Consider the following 14,811-nt stretch of genomic DNA (forward strand, 5'->3'; position numbering starts at 1 on the left):
GCGAAAGATCCATGACCCCAGCGCTTCCCCGTTCTGCCCCACTGACGACTGGCCGGCTGCTCTCCATTGATGCGCTCAGAGGCCTGGTGATCCTGTTCATGCTACTTGATCATGTACGCGAAACCTTCCTGCTGCACCGCCAAGTCTCCGATCCGATGGACATCACCAGCACCGAGCCGGCGCTGTTTTTCAGCCGCACATTGGCGCATTTGTGTGCGCCGGTATTCGTCTTGCTGACCGGTTTGTCGGCATGGTTGTACGGCGAAAAATACGCCGGTAAAGCCGATGTCAGCGCGTTTCTGTTCAAGCGCGGTTTGTTCCTCGTGGCGCTGGAGTTCACCTTGGTGAACTTCGCCTGGACGTTCCAGTTGCCGCCGAGCGTGATCTACCTGCAGGTGATCTGGGCGATCGGCCTGAGCATGATCGCGCTGGCGCTGCTGGTCTGGTTGCCGCGTGCGGTGTTGCTGCTGCTGAGCGTAGCGATCATCGCCGGGCACAATCTGCTGGACGCGGTGCATTTCCCGGTCGAGTCGGCGATGCATGTGCCTTGGGCGATCCTGCATGACCGCGGCTGGATCGAGATCAGCGAAACCCTGCGCCTGCGTACCTCGTATCCGCTGCTGCCGTGGATCGGTGTGATCGGTTTGGGGTACGCGCTTGGGCCTTGGTTCGCTCGGGGCATGGACGCGGCGGTGCGCCAGCGTCGTTTGCTGATGGCCGGGGCCGGTGGATTGCTGGGATTTGTGGTGCTGCGTTTTATCAACGGCTACGGCGAAAAGCCGTGGGCGATCAGCGATTCGCTGGTGCAGACACTGATGAGCTTTTTCAATATCACCAAATATCCGCCGTCACTGCTGTTCATCGGGTTGACTGTGAGCGTGGGGCTGTTGCTGCTGCTCGCCTTTGAGCGCGTGCAGGGTCGCCGCTGGATTGGCTGGCTGACGGTGTTCGGCTCGGCGCCGATGTTTTTCTATCTGCTGCACTTGTATGTGTTGAAGGTGTTGTACCTGATTGGTGTGACGCTGTTCGGCCTGAATCAGGGCAGCTATTTCGGTTTTTCGACGGTGACGGCGGTGTGGCTGGCGGCGATGGTTCTTGCCGTGGTGTTGTTCCCGGCAGTCCGCTGGTTTTCGGCACTCAAGGCGCGGCGCCGGGATATCAGTTGGTTGAAATATTTGTAAATCGAAGCAGAGCTTGTGGGAGTGAGCTTGCTCGCGAAGAGGGTGTGTCAGTCGATGCAGCGGTGACTGACAGAATGCTTTCGCGGGCAAGCCCGCTCCCACAGTGGATATGTGTTGCGCCGTGAATTAACTACCAGCGGCGGTTCCTGTGTGGGAGCGGGCTTGCTCGCGAAGAGGGCGTGTCAGGCAATGCATTTGACGACTGACAAAATGCTTTCGCGGGCAAGCCCGCTCCCACATTGGGTATGTGTTGCGCCGCACTTTACCTACCCGCGGTGGTTCATGTGTGGGAGCGGGCTTGCTCGCGAAGAGGGTGTGTCAGGCAACACATTCGGTGACTGACAGGACGCTTTCGCGAGCAGGCCCGCTCCCACAATTGCTGCTGTGTCTGGGTTATTTGCGATCCAGCCACACGGTCTGCGCGTTGCAGAATTCCCGTACGCCAAAGTGCGACAGCTCACGGCCAAAGCCGCTCTTCTTTACGCCGCCGAAGGTTACGCGCGGGTCGCTGGCGGAGTAGCCGTTGATGAACACGCCGCCGGTTTCCAGCTCGCTGGTCAGTTGCTCGGCCAGCGCGACGTTGGCGGTGTAGATCGTTGCAGTCAGGCCAAAATCGCTGTCGTTGGCCAGAGCCACGGCGTGCGCGCAATCGCGGGCGGTGATGATCGAGGCGACCGGGCCGAACAGCTCCTGCTTGAACGAAGTCATGCGGTCGGTGACATCGGCCAATACGGTTGGCTCGTAGTAGTTGCCCGATCCTTCGACCTTGCCGCCACCGAGCAACAGTGTCGCGCCTTCTTCAAGGGTGTCGCGCACTTGTTGATCAAGTTCATCACGCAGATCGAACCGCGCCATCGGCCCGATGTAAGTGTCAGCGTTGAGCGGATCGCCCATCTTCAACTGACGTGTCGCTTCAACGAACTTGCGAGTGAATTCCTCAACCACGCCTTGTTCGATAATCAGACGCTTGGCAGCCGCGCAGACCTGGCCGGAGTTCTGATATCGACCGACAACCGCCGCATGCACGGCTTCATCCAGATCGGCGTCATTAAGCACAATGAACGGATCGGAGCCGCCTAGCTCCAGCACACATTTCTTCAGCGCCGCACCGGCCTGAGCACCGATGGCCATGCCGGCGCGGACGCTGCCGGTGAGGGTCACGGCGGCGATCCGCGAATCGGCGATAGCGGTGGAAACGCCTTCCGGTGTGACGTTGATCACTTCAAACACGCCATCTGGAAAGCCGGCGCGAACAAACGCATCGCGCAGCAGGTAAGCGCTGCCCATCACGTTTGGCGCGTGCTTGAGCACGTAAGTGTTGCCAGCGATCAGCGTCGGCACCGCGCCGCGCAGCACTTGCCAGATCGGGAAATTCCACGGCATCACCGCCAGAATCGGCCCCAGAGGACGGTACTCGATGCGCGCCTTGCCACCTTCAACCTGGGTGGCTTCGGCGTCGAGCATGGCCGGGCCGTGTTCGGCGTACCACTCGCAGAGCTTGGCGCATTTCTCGATTTCGCCACGGGCCTGGGCGATCGGTTTGCCCATCTCCTGGGTGATCATGGTCGCCATGGCTTCGCCAGTTTCACGCAGCGCGCCGGCGAGGGCGGTAAGCAGGCGCGAACGATCCTGTAGTGGCTTGCGCTTCCACTTGCCAAAAGCGAAGGCAGCGCGAGTGAGTGCTGCATCAAGGGCAGCGGCGGATTCGAACGCGTAATGACCGATCTGCTCGCCGGTGGCGGGGTTGATCGAGATGGCGTGGGTCTGGCTGGAAATCTGGCTCATTGACGTTGTCCTGTAGGTTCGTCGGATGGGCCTAGAGTAGGGTGGCGTTAGTTTTCTGGAAACTGAATAATAAAGATCGTTTCTTTCACGATTGGAGAATGACTGTGGATCTGGTGCAACTGGAAATCTTCAAGGCCGTGGCCGAGCACGGCAGCATCAGCGCCGCCGCTACGCAGATCCATCGCGTGCCGTCGAACCTGACCACGCGGATCAAACAGTTGGAGCAGGATCTCGGCGTCGATCTGTTTATCCGCGAGAAGAGCCGTCTGCGCCTGTCACCGGCCGGGTGGAGTTTTCTCGAATACACGCGGCGTATTCTCGATCTGGTGCAAGAAGCCCGGGCCACGGTGGCGGGGGAGGAACCCCAGGGCGCGTTCCCGTTGGGCTCGTTGGAAAGTACTGCTGCAGTGCGCATTCCGGAACTGCTGGCGGCGTACAACCAGCAGCATCCGAAAGTCGACCTCGACCTGTCCACCGGGCCGTCCGGCACAATGATCGACGGCGTGCTCTCCGGGCGCCTGGCCGCAGCATTTGTCGACGGCCCGGTGCTGCATCCGGCGCTGGAGGGCGTGCCGGCGTTCGAGGAGGAAATGGTCATCATCGCGCCGCTCAATCATTCACCGGTCGAACGTGCGGCGGACGTTAACGGCGAAAATATCTACGCGTTCCGTTCCAACTGCTCCTACCGTCACCATTTTGAAAAATGGTTCAGCACTGACGCTGCCGTGCCGGGCAAGATCTTCGAGATGGAGTCCTACCACGGCATGCTCGCCTGCGTCAGCGCCGGTGCCGGCCTGGCGCTGATGCCGCGCAAAATGCTGCAAAGCATGCCCGGCAGCGCGACCGTCAGTGTCTGGCCGCTGACGGCAGATTTCCGCTATCTGACCACGTGGCTGGTGTGGCGCCGAGGCACGGTGTCGCGCAGTCTGAGCATGTTTGTGCGTTTGCTTGAGGAGCGTGGCGTGGTGCGTGAGCAAGGCTGATCGAGCGCCTCTTTATGGCGTGCCATTGCGCCCGTACAAACGATAACCGTCGCGCTGATTCAAGCGATCGTAATAGGCGCGCACCGCAGCAAAATCCGCATGGTCGAGCGGTGTTTCGAACCAGCGATTGACCGACAGCCCGATCGGAATATCCGCCAGGGAAAACTGCTCGCCACTGACGTAAGCGCCGGTCTTCTCCAGTTGGCGGTCGAGGATTTCCATGTTGCGCGTCCATTCCCGGCAACCGGCGGCCAAAGCGTCGTGGTCCTGATAATCCGGCGACTTGCGCACCAGCGCCATCAGCGGGTACGACCACGAGCGATTCAGCTCCGAGGCCTGCCAGTCGATCCACTGATCGACCCGTGCCCGGGCGATAGGCTCAGCGGGATACAAATGCGCGCCACCGTAACGCGTCGCCAGATAACGAATGATCGTGTTTGATTCCCACAAGGTGAAATCACCGTCCTGGATCACCGGCACCATGGCGCAGGGATTGAGCGCGAGAAACTCCGCCGCGTTCGGCGACCTGAAGCCCGAACCCCAGTCTTCGCGCTCGAAGGGAATGTCCAGCTCGGCGCAGGTCCACAGCACCTTGCGCACATTGATCGATGAGGCTTTGCCGAGTATTCGCAGCATGGAATTTCCTTCTCCGGGTGTCGGACGCAGAAAAATACCATAGCGCAAAGTCCAGGGCCCGCAATGCGCGGGCCTTGGTTCAATGGTGTTCCATCGCTCAGAGATTGCCCGCGAGCTTGCCGCCGGTCATGCGTCGACGATAGGCGCTGTCGCGATTGGCCAGCCAGAAATACAGCGGCGAAGTCACCAGCAAACCCACCAGCCAGGACAGGTCGGCGCCGTTGATGTGCGCCGACACCGGGCCGACGTACAGCGGCGTGTTCATGAACGGGATCTGCACGGCGATGCCGATCGCATAAGCCAGCAATGCCTGCGGGTTATAGCGACCGTAGATGCCGCCGTCGACCTGGAAGATCGACTGAATGTCGTACTTGCCCTTGTGGATCGCATAGAAGTCGATCAGGTTGATCGCCGTCCACGGCACCAACACCACCAGCAACACCAGCACCATGTCGACGAAGTGACCGATGAAGTCAGCTGAGGCGCCCACCGCAGCGAAGCAGCAGGCCAGCAAGACGATGATCGAAATCACTGCGCGGCTTTTCGCCGTCGGAATCCAGCGATAGGCGAACGTCTGCACCAAGGTGATCAGCGACAGCACCGCGCCGTAGAGGTTGAGGGCGTTGTGGCTGATCACGCTGAGCAGAAACAGCACCAGCATCAGCGGGCCGATGGCGCCGGTGGCCAGTTTGACCGCGTCCATGGTGTCCATGCCCACCGGCGTGGCCAGCACCGCCACCGCACCGAACACGAACGACAGGCTCGAACCCAGCGCCGAACCGAGATAAGTCGTCCAGAACGTCGACGACACTTTTACATCGGCGGGCAAATAGCGCGAGTAGTCGGAAACGTACGGCGCGAATGCGATCTGCCACAATGCCGCCAGCGACACCGTGGCCAGCCAGCCGGACAGATTGAAGCTGCCACGGGTGAGGAAGTCGTCAGTCTGAATGTGGGTGAAGATGTAGATGAAACCCACGGCGATGCCGATCCCCAGCACCCACGTGCCGATGCGGTTGAGCACGTGGATGAAGCGGTAGCCGATGATGCCGATGATCCCGGAACCCAGCGCGCCGATGACGATACCGACCGGCACCGGAACGCTGTCGACCACACCATGCAATGACTTGCCCGCGAGAACGATATTGGAAGCGAAGAAACCGATGTACATCACTCCGGCGATCAGCACCACCAGCAGCGCACCGAGCGAGCCAAACTGCGCGCGGCTCTGGATCATTTGCGGGATGCCCATCTGCGGGCCTTGCGCCGAGTGCAGCGCCATCAGCACGCCGCCGACCAGATGGCCGACCAGAATCGCGACGATGCCCCAGACCAGATTCAGATGAAACAATTGCACGCCCAGCGCCCCGGTGACGATGGGCAACGGCGCGATGTTGCCGCCGAACCAGAGGGTGAACAGATCGCGGACCTTTCCGTGGCGATCTTCGGGCGGCACGTAGCCTATGGTGTGTTTTTCAATCAGCGGAGCGGAGGTGGATGCGGGGGTAGCCATGTCGAACTCCAAGGCAAGGATGAGTACGTGGACGTACTTCGGTAAGCGCCGGCACGGGTGGCGCATTTCTTGTTGAAGTGATCATGTGCAAAGCCCCGGGATAGATAAATTAGTAAGTTTGTTGCTTCAGACCTTAAAAAAAATATGCTCCGGCTGCGGCGGGCGTCCGGTATGTTCAAGCCTCGATCTGCAGCGCCGCGCTCAGCGTCGGAGCTGCCGAAGGCTGCGATCTTTTGATCTTTGTGGAGGTACCCCATGGCTGCCTACAACCTGCGCCAGCTCAAATACTTCGTCACCACAGCCGACTGCGGCAGCGTCGCCGAAGCATCGCGCAAGCTCTACATCGCGCAGCCGTCAGTGTCCACGGCGATCAAGCATCTGGAAGAGAGCTTCGGTGTGCAATTGTTCATTCGCCATCACGCGCAGGGCGTGTCACTGACGCCCAGCGGTTCGCGCTTCTATCGCAAGGCGCTGGAGCTGTTGCGGGTGGCTCACGAGTTCGAGCAGAACGCTCTGGCGGACAACGATGTGGTCGCCGGGCAGATCGATATCGGCTGTTTCGAAACCGTTGCGCCGCTGTATCTGCCGCGCCTGATCGCCGGCTTCAAGCAGCGCTGGCCGGGCGTGGAGATCCGCATCCGCGACGGTGAACAGCAGGAACTGGTGCAAGCGCTAACCGCGGGCAGCATTGATGTGGCGATGCTCTTCGAACACGACCTCGACAGCACCATCGAAACCTCGTCGCTGATGCCACCGCAGCAACCGTATGCGTTGTTGCCGGCTGATCATCGTTTTGCGCAACAGGCGAAAGTCTCGCTGCATGATCTGGTGCTGGAACCGATGATCCTGCTCGACGTGGTGCCGAGCCGGACGTACTTCGTGAGCATTTTTGAAGAGCGCGGCCTGACGCCGAATATCGTCTTCAGCTCACCGTCGATCGAGATGGTGCGCGGCATGGTCGCCAATGGTTTCGGCTTTTCGATTCTGGTGACCAAGCCGTTCAGCGACTACACCTACGACGGGCAAAAAGTCGTCTGCGTGCCACTGGCCGAAACCGTTACCGGCTCGGGTTTGTCGGCAGCGTGGCTGCGGCGCGTGCAACTGACCAAACCGGTGCAGTTGTTTGTCGATCATTGCCGCGAGGAATTGGCCCGGCTGTACGCCTGAACGCCGGGCCGACGTTTACAAACGGATGAAATCGAGCAGACGTTGCAGCATCTCGTCACAGGCTTTCAATTGATCAAGGCTGACGAACTCGTCGGGTTTATGGCCCTGATCCATGCTGCCGGGGCCACACACCACGGTCGGGATGCCCACGGCGTCGAACAGACCGCCTTCGGTACCGAACGCCACGGTGCCAAATTCCTTCGAAGCGCAGAACGCCGCGATGAGCTCGGCGGCCTGGCTGTGGGCGTCGGTGACCAGGCCCGGATACGCCGACAGTTCGCTGAAACAAATGTCGCTGTGCGCACTCACAGCGCGCATGCGTGGCAGCACTTCGCGTTCGGCGTAAGCCTTCAGCGCGTCGGCAACCAGAGCCGGATCCTGCGAGGGCAGGGCGCGGATCTCGAAATCGAAGCGGCAGTCGGCGGGGACGATATTCAACGCCTTGCCGCCAGTGATCAGCCCGGTTTGCACGGTACTGAACGGCGGATCGAATCGCGCATCGTGATGTTCGGGGGCCTTGAGTTGCTGGCCGAGCCGCCCCAGTTCGGCGATCAGTTCGGCGGCGTATTCGATGGCGTTGACCCCGAGCGGCGCATAGGCCGAATGGCACGGGTGGCCATGCACCTCGCAGCGCATCGCCAGTTTGCCTTTGTGACCGAGCACCGGTTTCAGCTCGGTCGGTTCGCCGATGATGCACAGCAACGGTTTCACCGGACGCTGCTGCAAAACCTCAAGCAACGAGCGCACGCCGAGGCAGCCGACTTCCTCGTCATAAGACAGCGCGATATGCACCGGCAGGCGCAAAGGCGTTGCCACCAGGCTCGGTACCAGCGCCAGCACGCAGGCTATATAGCCTTTCATATCAGCCGTGCCACGGCCGAACAGCTTGCCGTCGCGCTCGCTGAGTTCGAATGGCGATAGCGTCCAGGGCTGGCCGTCGACCGGCACCACATCGGTGTGCCCGGACAGCACGATGCCCGGTTGGTCAACCGGGCCGATGCTGGCGAACAGGTTGGCTTTGCTGCGCTCGTCGTTGTAAATCAGCGCGCAGGTTACGTCGTGACTGGCGAGGTAATCGCGGACGAATTCGATCAACTGCAAATTCGATTCACGGCTGGTGGTGTCGAAGCTCACTAGCGTTCTGAGCAGCTCGACGCTGTTCATCGATCATCTCCGGCAACGCCATAACCGGGCGCCTTGGCCGGATCGAGGGCGCGGTCGATGTAGTCCTGCAACTGCGGACGGTAGGCGTCCCAGAGTCTTTGCAACTGGCCGATCGGGTTTTCATCGGCCCAGTCCACGCGCAGGTTGACGATGGGCCAGGTCTGTTCGCCGACCACCAGCAGCGCTGCCGAATGCACCGGCCCGGCTTCGCCGCCGAGGGCTTGAGCCGCATGCAGAGCCTGGAGCAGGCGCTCGGCGAGCTGGCCTTCGCCGTGCTCGAACGCGCTGACCATGGCCTCGATGACTTCGCGCCCGGCGAGCATGTTGCCGGCGGCGACGCATTGTTCACCAGTCACGGCGTTGTGCACGCCGAGGGTTTGCGCGCCGCTGAAGTGCGCGGTCTGGCCGAGGTGGTTGATCGCGGTGATCTGCCGATACTGGCTATAGCCGTTGCGCGTGAGCACCTGATCCAGCGCGGCTTCAGGGGCGACGCCCTGTTCGAGCAATGCGAGGACTTCCGGACCGAGCGACGGCAGGGTGATGTTCTGGCTCGACACCGCGCCGACACCGGGCAACAGCCACGGGCAGCGGGCGCCGACGGCGATGCTGGAGGAACTGATGGCGACACCGAACTGGCCAGTGTCGGGGCAGCGGGCGGTGATGGAAAAGGTCATCTTTTGAACTCCTTGTGTGTCTGGGCTGACGCCTTCGCGAGCAGGCTCGCTCTCACTTTGAAATACATGCCCCTGTGGGAGCGAGCCTGCTCGCGAAGGCCACGACTGGGTTTTCCTGACTTACTCGGGAATCACCGCAATCACATCAATCTCCATCAGCCACTGCGGCTGGCCCAGCGCCGAAACCACCAGCCCGGTGGAAATCGGGAACACCCCCTTGAGCCATTTGCCGACCTCCTGATACACCGCCTCGCGATAACGCGGATCGATCAGATAGGTGGTGGTCTTGACGATATGGCTCATGTCGCTGCCGGCTTCTTCGAGCAATTGTTTGACGTTGCGCATGGCTTGCTCGGCCTGGGCGCGCGGATCACCGAGGCCGACCAGATTGCCATCGAAATCGGTGCCGACCTGGCCGCGCACGTACACCGTGTTGCCGGCGCGTACGGCCTGGCACAAGTCGTTGTCCAGGGTCTGGTTGGGGTAGGTGTCTTTGGTGTTGAACATGCGGATGCGCGTGTGGGTTGGCTGGCTCATGGGCGGCTCCTGAAGCGAGGATGTGGCCCGGTGCAATCGGCACCGGGGCATAAGAGGAAATCAAGCGTCGACGAACTGTCTTTGCGCAGAAGAATGCGGCTGCGCTTCACGCTGCTCGGCATCGCGGTATTCGAGGTATTTGCGTTGGGTGGCGATGTGATCAGCGACATGTTTGGCGTCGTGCCACACGCCCCAGATAAACGACGAACCCCGCCGCGATTGCCACGGCAGGCCGAGGAAATAAATTCCCGGTTCGCTCGACACGCCGCGCTGATGCACAGGCTTGCCTTGCGCATCCAGTGCCGCGACTTTCAGCCAGGAATAGTCCACGGCGAACCCGGTGGCCCAGATGATCGACGTGACGCCGGCCTCGCGCAGATCCAAGTCGCGCAAAGGGTTTTTCACGCACTCGGGGTCGGCAAACATTTCCCGCGCCTCGGGCTCTTGCGGCAGGTCGAGGCCGTTGCGTTCGACGTAGGCGTCGGCAGCATCGAGCAGCGCCAGATAGTTCTCATCGCCACGCTGGAGATTGGCCACCAGGTCCTGTTTGAAACTCACCACACCGTCGTTGAAGGATTCGGTAACCCCGACCAACGTCATGCCGCGATGGGCCAGACCGCGGAAGTCGATGGTGCGCCCGCCATGAGCGCCGCTGACGGCGATGGTCACGTGTTCGCGGCCGGGTTTCATTGCCGCTTGATCCCATTCGCCGAGCACCCCCAGCCACCAGCAGAAATCGCGGTTGCGGTAGGCGCGAGGCGGGCGATCGTGGGCACCCACCGACAAGTAAACCTGCTTGCCGGAACGTTGCAGCTCATCGGCAATCTGCACCCCGGAAGAGCCTGCGCCGACCACTAGCACCGCGCCTGCCGGCAGTTGCTGCGGATTGCGATAGTCAGCGGAGTGGATCTGCAGCAGGCGTTCGTCATGCGGGGCAATCGCCGGGATCACCGGTTTCTGAAACGGCCCGGTTGCAGCGACGACTCGGCTAGCTTCGATCACGCCTTCGGAGGTTTCGACTGTGAAACCCGGGCGACCGACGTTACGCACCACACTTTTCACTTCGACGCCGGTGCGGATCGGCGCATTGAATTTCTTCGCATAGGCTTCGAAGTAATCGGCCACTCGCTCCTTAGGGGCAAAACCGTCGGGGTCGACGTCATCGAATTCCAGACCGGGAAAACGGTCATGCCACGCCGGACCGTTGGCTACCAGCGAGTCCCAGCGTCCGGTGCGCCAGCGTTCGGCGATGCGATTGCGCTCCAGCACCAGATGCGCAATGCCGAGTTTGCTCAGGTGCTCACTCATCGCCACACCCGCTTGGCCGGCACCGACGATCAGCGTGTCTGTTGTTATTATTTCTGGGGTCATCTCTACATCCTTCCTAACAAGGCAGTTGGATTCGGGCCGCTGTTGGCTTGTCCGTTTGGCTTGAGGTCAGACTAGGGAGAGGGGGGGTATCGGTAAAATATTATTAAGCTGGGATATGAAGATAAAAAACTGATGCAGGCAAGCTGAGGCCTTTGAATTCGGGGCTTTCGGAGGGAGACGACAACACTGGAGAGTCGGGATGAGGCAAAAACGCCTCATCCCGGTAAGCGTTTCAACGATTGAGGAACGCCAGCAGATCCTCATTCAATGCCTGCGCATGGGTCACGGCGAACCCGTGCGGCGCGCCGGCGTAAACCTTCAACTCGGCGCCTTTGATTTGCGCAGCGGCCTGCTTGCCGGTGGTTTCGAACGGCACGATCTGGTCGCCGTCGCCATGGATCACCAGGGTCGGCACGTCGATCTTGGCCATGTCCGGACGGAAGTCTGTTTCCGAGAACGCGGTGACGCAGTCGACGGTGCCCTTGAGCGAGGCCAGCAGCGCGATGTTCAGGGTTTGCGTGAGCACGCCGTCAGAGACTTTCTGGCCCTGATTGATGCCGTAGAACGGCGCGTTGAAGTCGGCGATGAACTGCGCGCGATCCTTCAGCAGACCGGCCTTGATGCCGTCGAATACCGATTTGTCGACGCCGTCTGCGAAGTCGGCTTTCTTGCCGAACAGCGGCGTGACCGCACCGAGCAATACCAGGCCGGCAACGCGCTCGCTGCCATGGCGGGCAATGTAGCGGCTGACGTCGCCGCCGCCCATCGAGAAGCCGACCAAGGTCACGTCGCGCAGGTCCAGATGGTTGATCAAGCCGGCGATGTCATCGGCAAAGGTGTCGTAGTCGTAGCCGGTCCACGGCTGATCCGAGCGGCCGAAACCACGGCGGTCGAAGGCGATGGTGCGATAGCCGCGACTGCTCAGATATTCCATCTGGTATTCCCACATGTCCGCATCCAGCGGCCAGCCGTGGCTGAACAGCACGGGCTTGCCGCTGCCCCAGTCCTTGTAATAGATCTCGGTGCCGTCTTGGGTCTTGAAGGTGCTCATGCAAACTCCTTGTGATCGTGTGTGGCAAGAATGGATGCCGAATGGGCAACGGCCACTATCCGCGCAAAATGCGGAAGGCACTTGTACGCAAGTGCTGGTTTGGCGGAAGGAGAGAGTAGTACGTTGCGCGATGAGTATTTCACCTCGACATTACAGAAATGAAAAAGGGCGAGCTCCTGGCGGAGTCGCCCTTTTTGCCTTGTTCAAGGACGCACGAGCCTCTAGCGAAACGCCGGCACCACATGCTTGATAAACAACTCCAGCGATTTCTTCTTCTCTTCATGCGGCAAGCTGTTGTCACACCAGAAACTGAACTCATCCACGCCCAGTTCCTGGTAGTACTTGATCCGCGGAATGATCTCTTCCGGCGTGCCGATCATCGCGGTCTTGTGCAGGCTCTCCAGTTCAAACTCCGGACGTCCGGCAAACTTCTCTTCCGGGCTCGGCGCAAGAAAGCCATTGACCGGCGTTTCCTTGTTGCCAAACCACGCATCAAAAGTGCGATAGAAACGTGAGATCGCTTTCGCTCCGACTTTCCAGCCGTCCGGGTTATCAGCGGTGTGCACGTGGGTGTGGCGCAGCACCATCAATTGCGGGCGCGGTACGTCGGGGTTGTTGTCCAGTGCGGTCTGGAATTTGTTCTTCAGGTCGAGGACTTCTTCGTCGCCTTTCATCAATGGCGTGACCATGACGTTGCAGCCGTTGGCCACGGCGAAGTTGTGCGAGTCGGGGTCGCGGGCGGCGATCCACATGGGTGGGTTGGGCTTCTGGATCGGCTTCGGCACGCTGGTCGAGGTGGGGAATTTCCAGATGTCGCCGTCGTGGGCGTAGTCGCCTTGCCACAGAGCGCGGACCACCGGGACCATTTCGCGCAGGGCCTGGCCGCCGCTGGAGGCGGGCATGCCGCCGGCCATGCGGTCGAATTCAACCTGATAGGCGCCGCGCGCGAGACCGACTTCCATGCGGCCGTTGCTGATTACGTCGAGCAGGGCGCATTCGCCGGCGACGCGTAGCGGGTGCCAGAACGGCGCGATGATGGTGCCGGCGCCGAGGTGGATGGTGGTGGTTTTCGCTGCGAGGTAGGCCAGCAGCGGCATCGGGCTTGGGGAAATGGTGTATTCCATGGCGTGGTGTTCGCCGATCCACACGGTGCTGAAACCGCCAGCCTCGGCCATCAGCGTCAGTTCGGTCAGGTCTTCAAACAGTTGGCGGTGGCTGACGCTTTCGTCCCAGCGTTCCATGTGTACGAACAGGGAAAATTTCATGACGCTACCTCGAGTCTTTTGTAATTGGCCGGTCGTGTGCGGGCCTGTCGAACTGACGTGAGCGCTGTGCGCTCGCGAGTCTTCTCACCATTCAAGCACGCCTTCGAGGACGGCTGTTCGGTTGATTGAATATTGGTATACCATAATACGGAATATCCGCAAAATATTTCTGACCGACACTTCGAACAAGGAAGGCGCAAGCAATGAACATAAAACAAAAACTGACTCTGGCGTTTGCGGTAATCGCCAGCCTGCCGGTGTTACTGGTGGCAGCGCTGATCATCCTCAATGTCCGCGAGGGCGCGCGCGACACCTTTACCGACAGCACCGGGCGCGAAGTGCGCCAGGTGGAAAACGCGATGCAGCTGTTTTTCGAGGGCATCAGCCAGAACGTTGCCTACCTGGCCGAGCATCCGCAACTGCAGAGCATCGACACCAGCCTCAAACGCTACCTGAGCAGCGACGCCGCGCAAGTGCCGATGGGGCCGCAGGATCAACAGCTGTTCAAGCTGTTCGACGGTCTGGCCAAGGCGCATCCGGCTTACACCTACCTGTCACTCGGCACCGAGCAGGGCGGTTATCTGTTCTGGCCGGGCGATGCGCAACTGGCGAACTACGATCCGCGCACCCGTCCCTGGTACAAAACCGCGATGGCCAACCCCGGTAAAACCCTGCGCACCGAGGCCTATTATTGGGCGGCGGATGACGTGGTGCTGGTGAGCACTGTGCGCAGTTTCAACAACCAGTTGGGCAGCAATGCCGGCGTGGTCAACATCGATGTGTCGCTCAAGCAATTGACCGATCTGGTCAAGCAGATCCGCCTCGGTGAGAGCGGTTATCTGATGTTGATGGAAGCCAACAACACCGTGCTGGTCGACCCGAGCGATCCGGCGCACAACTTCAAGAAACTCAGCGATCTCGGCGACGGTTATCAGCAACTGGCCGAGGCGGGCAAAGGCCTGGTAGAGGTGCAATTGGCCGGCGAGGATTACATGGCGCTGGTCTGGCCGTCGCAGGCGTTGGGCTGGCGGTTTGTCGGCTTGGTGAAGGCGAGCGAAGTGATGGCGGGGGCGACGCGTTTGACCTGGCTGATCGGCGCTATCGCTGTGGTTTGCGCACTGTTGTTTGCAATGGCCGGCGCGTGGTTTGCCGGACTGATGGTCAAGCCGATTCGTGGTGTCGCCAGTGGTCTCGAAGGTATTGCTCAAGGCGAGGGCGATCTGACTGCGCGACTGGAAGTACGCGGGCAGGACGAAACCGCGCAACTGGCGGGCTGGTTCAACCAGTTTCTCGAAGCGATTCGTACGTTGATTCAGCGCATCGGCCAGGCAGCGGGGCAGATTCACAGCAGCTCTGGCAGCGCCACCGAAGTCTCGGCGGAAATGGCCGACGTCGCTTCGCGTCAGCGTGAGGCGGTGGACATGGTTTCTACGGCGTTTCACGAAATGGTCGCCACTTCCAACGAGGTTGCGCGCTCGTGCAGT

Annotated in this window: 12 protein-coding genes and 1 pseudogene; 4 read left to right on the forward strand and 9 right to left on the reverse strand. The window is 60.8% G+C overall.

Going from position 1 to position 14,811, the window contains the following annotated elements; all coding sequences use genetic code 11:
• Nucleotides 1-11 precede the first annotated feature (11 nt).
• Nucleotides 12-1,181, forward strand: coding sequence for a DUF1624 domain-containing protein (locus ACMYUN_RS26195; RefSeq protein WP_415762210.1), 1,170 nt, complete (start codon nucleotides 12-14; stop codon nucleotides 1,179-1,181).
• A gap of 393 nt (nucleotides 1,182-1,574) precedes the next feature.
• Here the strand turns inward: ACMYUN_RS26195 and ACMYUN_RS26200 are convergent, their stop codons facing one another.
• Nucleotides 1,575-2,966 carry an aldehyde dehydrogenase family protein gene (locus tag ACMYUN_RS26200; RefSeq protein ID WP_310408314.1) on the reverse strand — a complete coding sequence of 464 codons (1,392 nt, stop codon included), beginning with the start codon at nucleotides 2,964-2,966 and terminating at the stop codon, nucleotides 1,575-1,577.
• A 104-nt stretch (nucleotides 2,967-3,070) separates the two neighbouring features.
• Here ACMYUN_RS26200 and ptrR point away from each other — a divergent pair, with 104 nt between their 5' ends.
• The gene (gene ptrR / locus ACMYUN_RS26205; RefSeq protein ID WP_122508157.1) at nucleotides 3,071-3,949 is read left to right on the forward strand and encodes a putrescine utilization regulator PtrR; all 879 of its coding nucleotides are present in this window, start codon (nucleotides 3,071-3,073) and stop codon (nucleotides 3,947-3,949) included.
• A gap of 12 nt (nucleotides 3,950-3,961) precedes the next feature.
• Here the strand turns inward: ptrR and ACMYUN_RS26210 are convergent, their stop codons facing one another.
• Together ACMYUN_RS26210 and ACMYUN_RS26215 are read right to left on the reverse strand one after the other, a co-directional pair.
• Nucleotides 3,962-4,585 (reverse strand): glutathione S-transferase family protein, encoded by a 624-nt coding sequence (locus ACMYUN_RS26210; RefSeq protein WP_415762213.1) that lies wholly within the window; start codon nucleotides 4,583-4,585, stop codon nucleotides 3,962-3,964.
• 97 nt (nucleotides 4,586-4,682) lie between these two features.
• A complete protein-coding gene (locus ACMYUN_RS26215) occupies nucleotides 4,683-6,098 on the reverse strand; it encodes a purine-cytosine permease family protein (RefSeq protein WP_039763098.1) in 1,416 nt (471 codons plus the stop codon).
• A 255-nt stretch (nucleotides 6,099-6,353) separates the two neighbouring features.
• On the opposite strand from ACMYUN_RS26215, the gene ACMYUN_RS26220 reads away from it, so the two are divergent.
• A complete protein-coding gene (locus ACMYUN_RS26220) occupies nucleotides 6,354-7,265 on the forward strand; it encodes a LysR family transcriptional regulator (protein WP_039763097.1) in 912 nt (303 codons plus the stop codon).
• Nucleotides 7,266-7,280: 15 nt separating this feature from the next.
• Here the strand turns inward: ACMYUN_RS26220 and argE are convergent, their stop codons facing one another.
• The 6 genes from argE to ACMYUN_RS26250 form a co-directional block, all read right to left on the reverse strand.
• Nucleotides 7,281-8,429: an acetylornithine deacetylase gene (gene argE, locus ACMYUN_RS26225; RefSeq protein WP_415762214.1), complete on the reverse strand. Its 1,149-nt coding sequence runs from the start codon at nucleotides 8,427-8,429 to the stop codon at nucleotides 7,281-7,283.
• On the reverse strand, nucleotides 8,426-9,103 hold the full coding sequence (locus ACMYUN_RS26230) for a DUF1028 domain-containing protein (RefSeq protein WP_415762216.1): 678 nt from the start codon (nucleotides 9,101-9,103) through the stop codon (nucleotides 8,426-8,428). The genes argE and ACMYUN_RS26230 overlap by 4 nt, the downstream gene beginning before the upstream one ends.
• A 120-nt stretch (nucleotides 9,104-9,223) precedes the next feature.
• Nucleotides 9,224-9,640 carry a RidA family protein gene (locus tag ACMYUN_RS26235; RefSeq protein ID WP_039763092.1) on the reverse strand — a complete coding sequence of 139 codons (417 nt, stop codon included), beginning with the start codon at nucleotides 9,638-9,640 and terminating at the stop codon, nucleotides 9,224-9,226.
• 60 nt (nucleotides 9,641-9,700) lie between these two features.
• Nucleotides 9,701-11,011 (reverse strand): flavin-containing monooxygenase, encoded by a 1,311-nt coding sequence (locus ACMYUN_RS26240; protein ID WP_415762217.1) that lies wholly within the window; start codon nucleotides 11,009-11,011, stop codon nucleotides 9,701-9,703.
• Nucleotides 11,012-11,243: 232 nt separating this feature from the next.
• Nucleotides 11,244-12,062 carry an alpha/beta fold hydrolase gene (locus tag ACMYUN_RS26245; RefSeq protein WP_415762218.1) on the reverse strand — a complete coding sequence of 273 codons (819 nt, stop codon included), beginning with the start codon at nucleotides 12,060-12,062 and terminating at the stop codon, nucleotides 11,244-11,246.
• Nucleotides 12,063-12,283: 221 nt separating this feature from the next.
• On the reverse strand, nucleotides 12,284-13,327 hold the full coding sequence (locus ACMYUN_RS26250) for an LLM class flavin-dependent oxidoreductase (RefSeq protein WP_056789330.1): 1,044 nt from the start codon (nucleotides 13,325-13,327) through the stop codon (nucleotides 12,284-12,286).
• A 359-nt stretch (nucleotides 13,328-13,686) separates the two neighbouring features.
• Here ACMYUN_RS26250 and ACMYUN_RS26255 point away from each other — a divergent pair.
• A pseudogene (locus ACMYUN_RS26255) lies at nucleotides 13,687-14,571 on the forward strand (cache domain-containing protein); the annotation flags it as partial.
• Between the last annotated feature and the right edge of the window lie 240 nt (nucleotides 14,572-14,811).

The organism is Pseudomonas sp. CP4, assembly GCF_047758505.1.
In the GTDB taxonomy this organism is placed as follows: Bacteria; Pseudomonadota; Gammaproteobacteria; order Pseudomonadales; family Pseudomonadaceae; genus Aquipseudomonas; species Aquipseudomonas fluorescens_AO.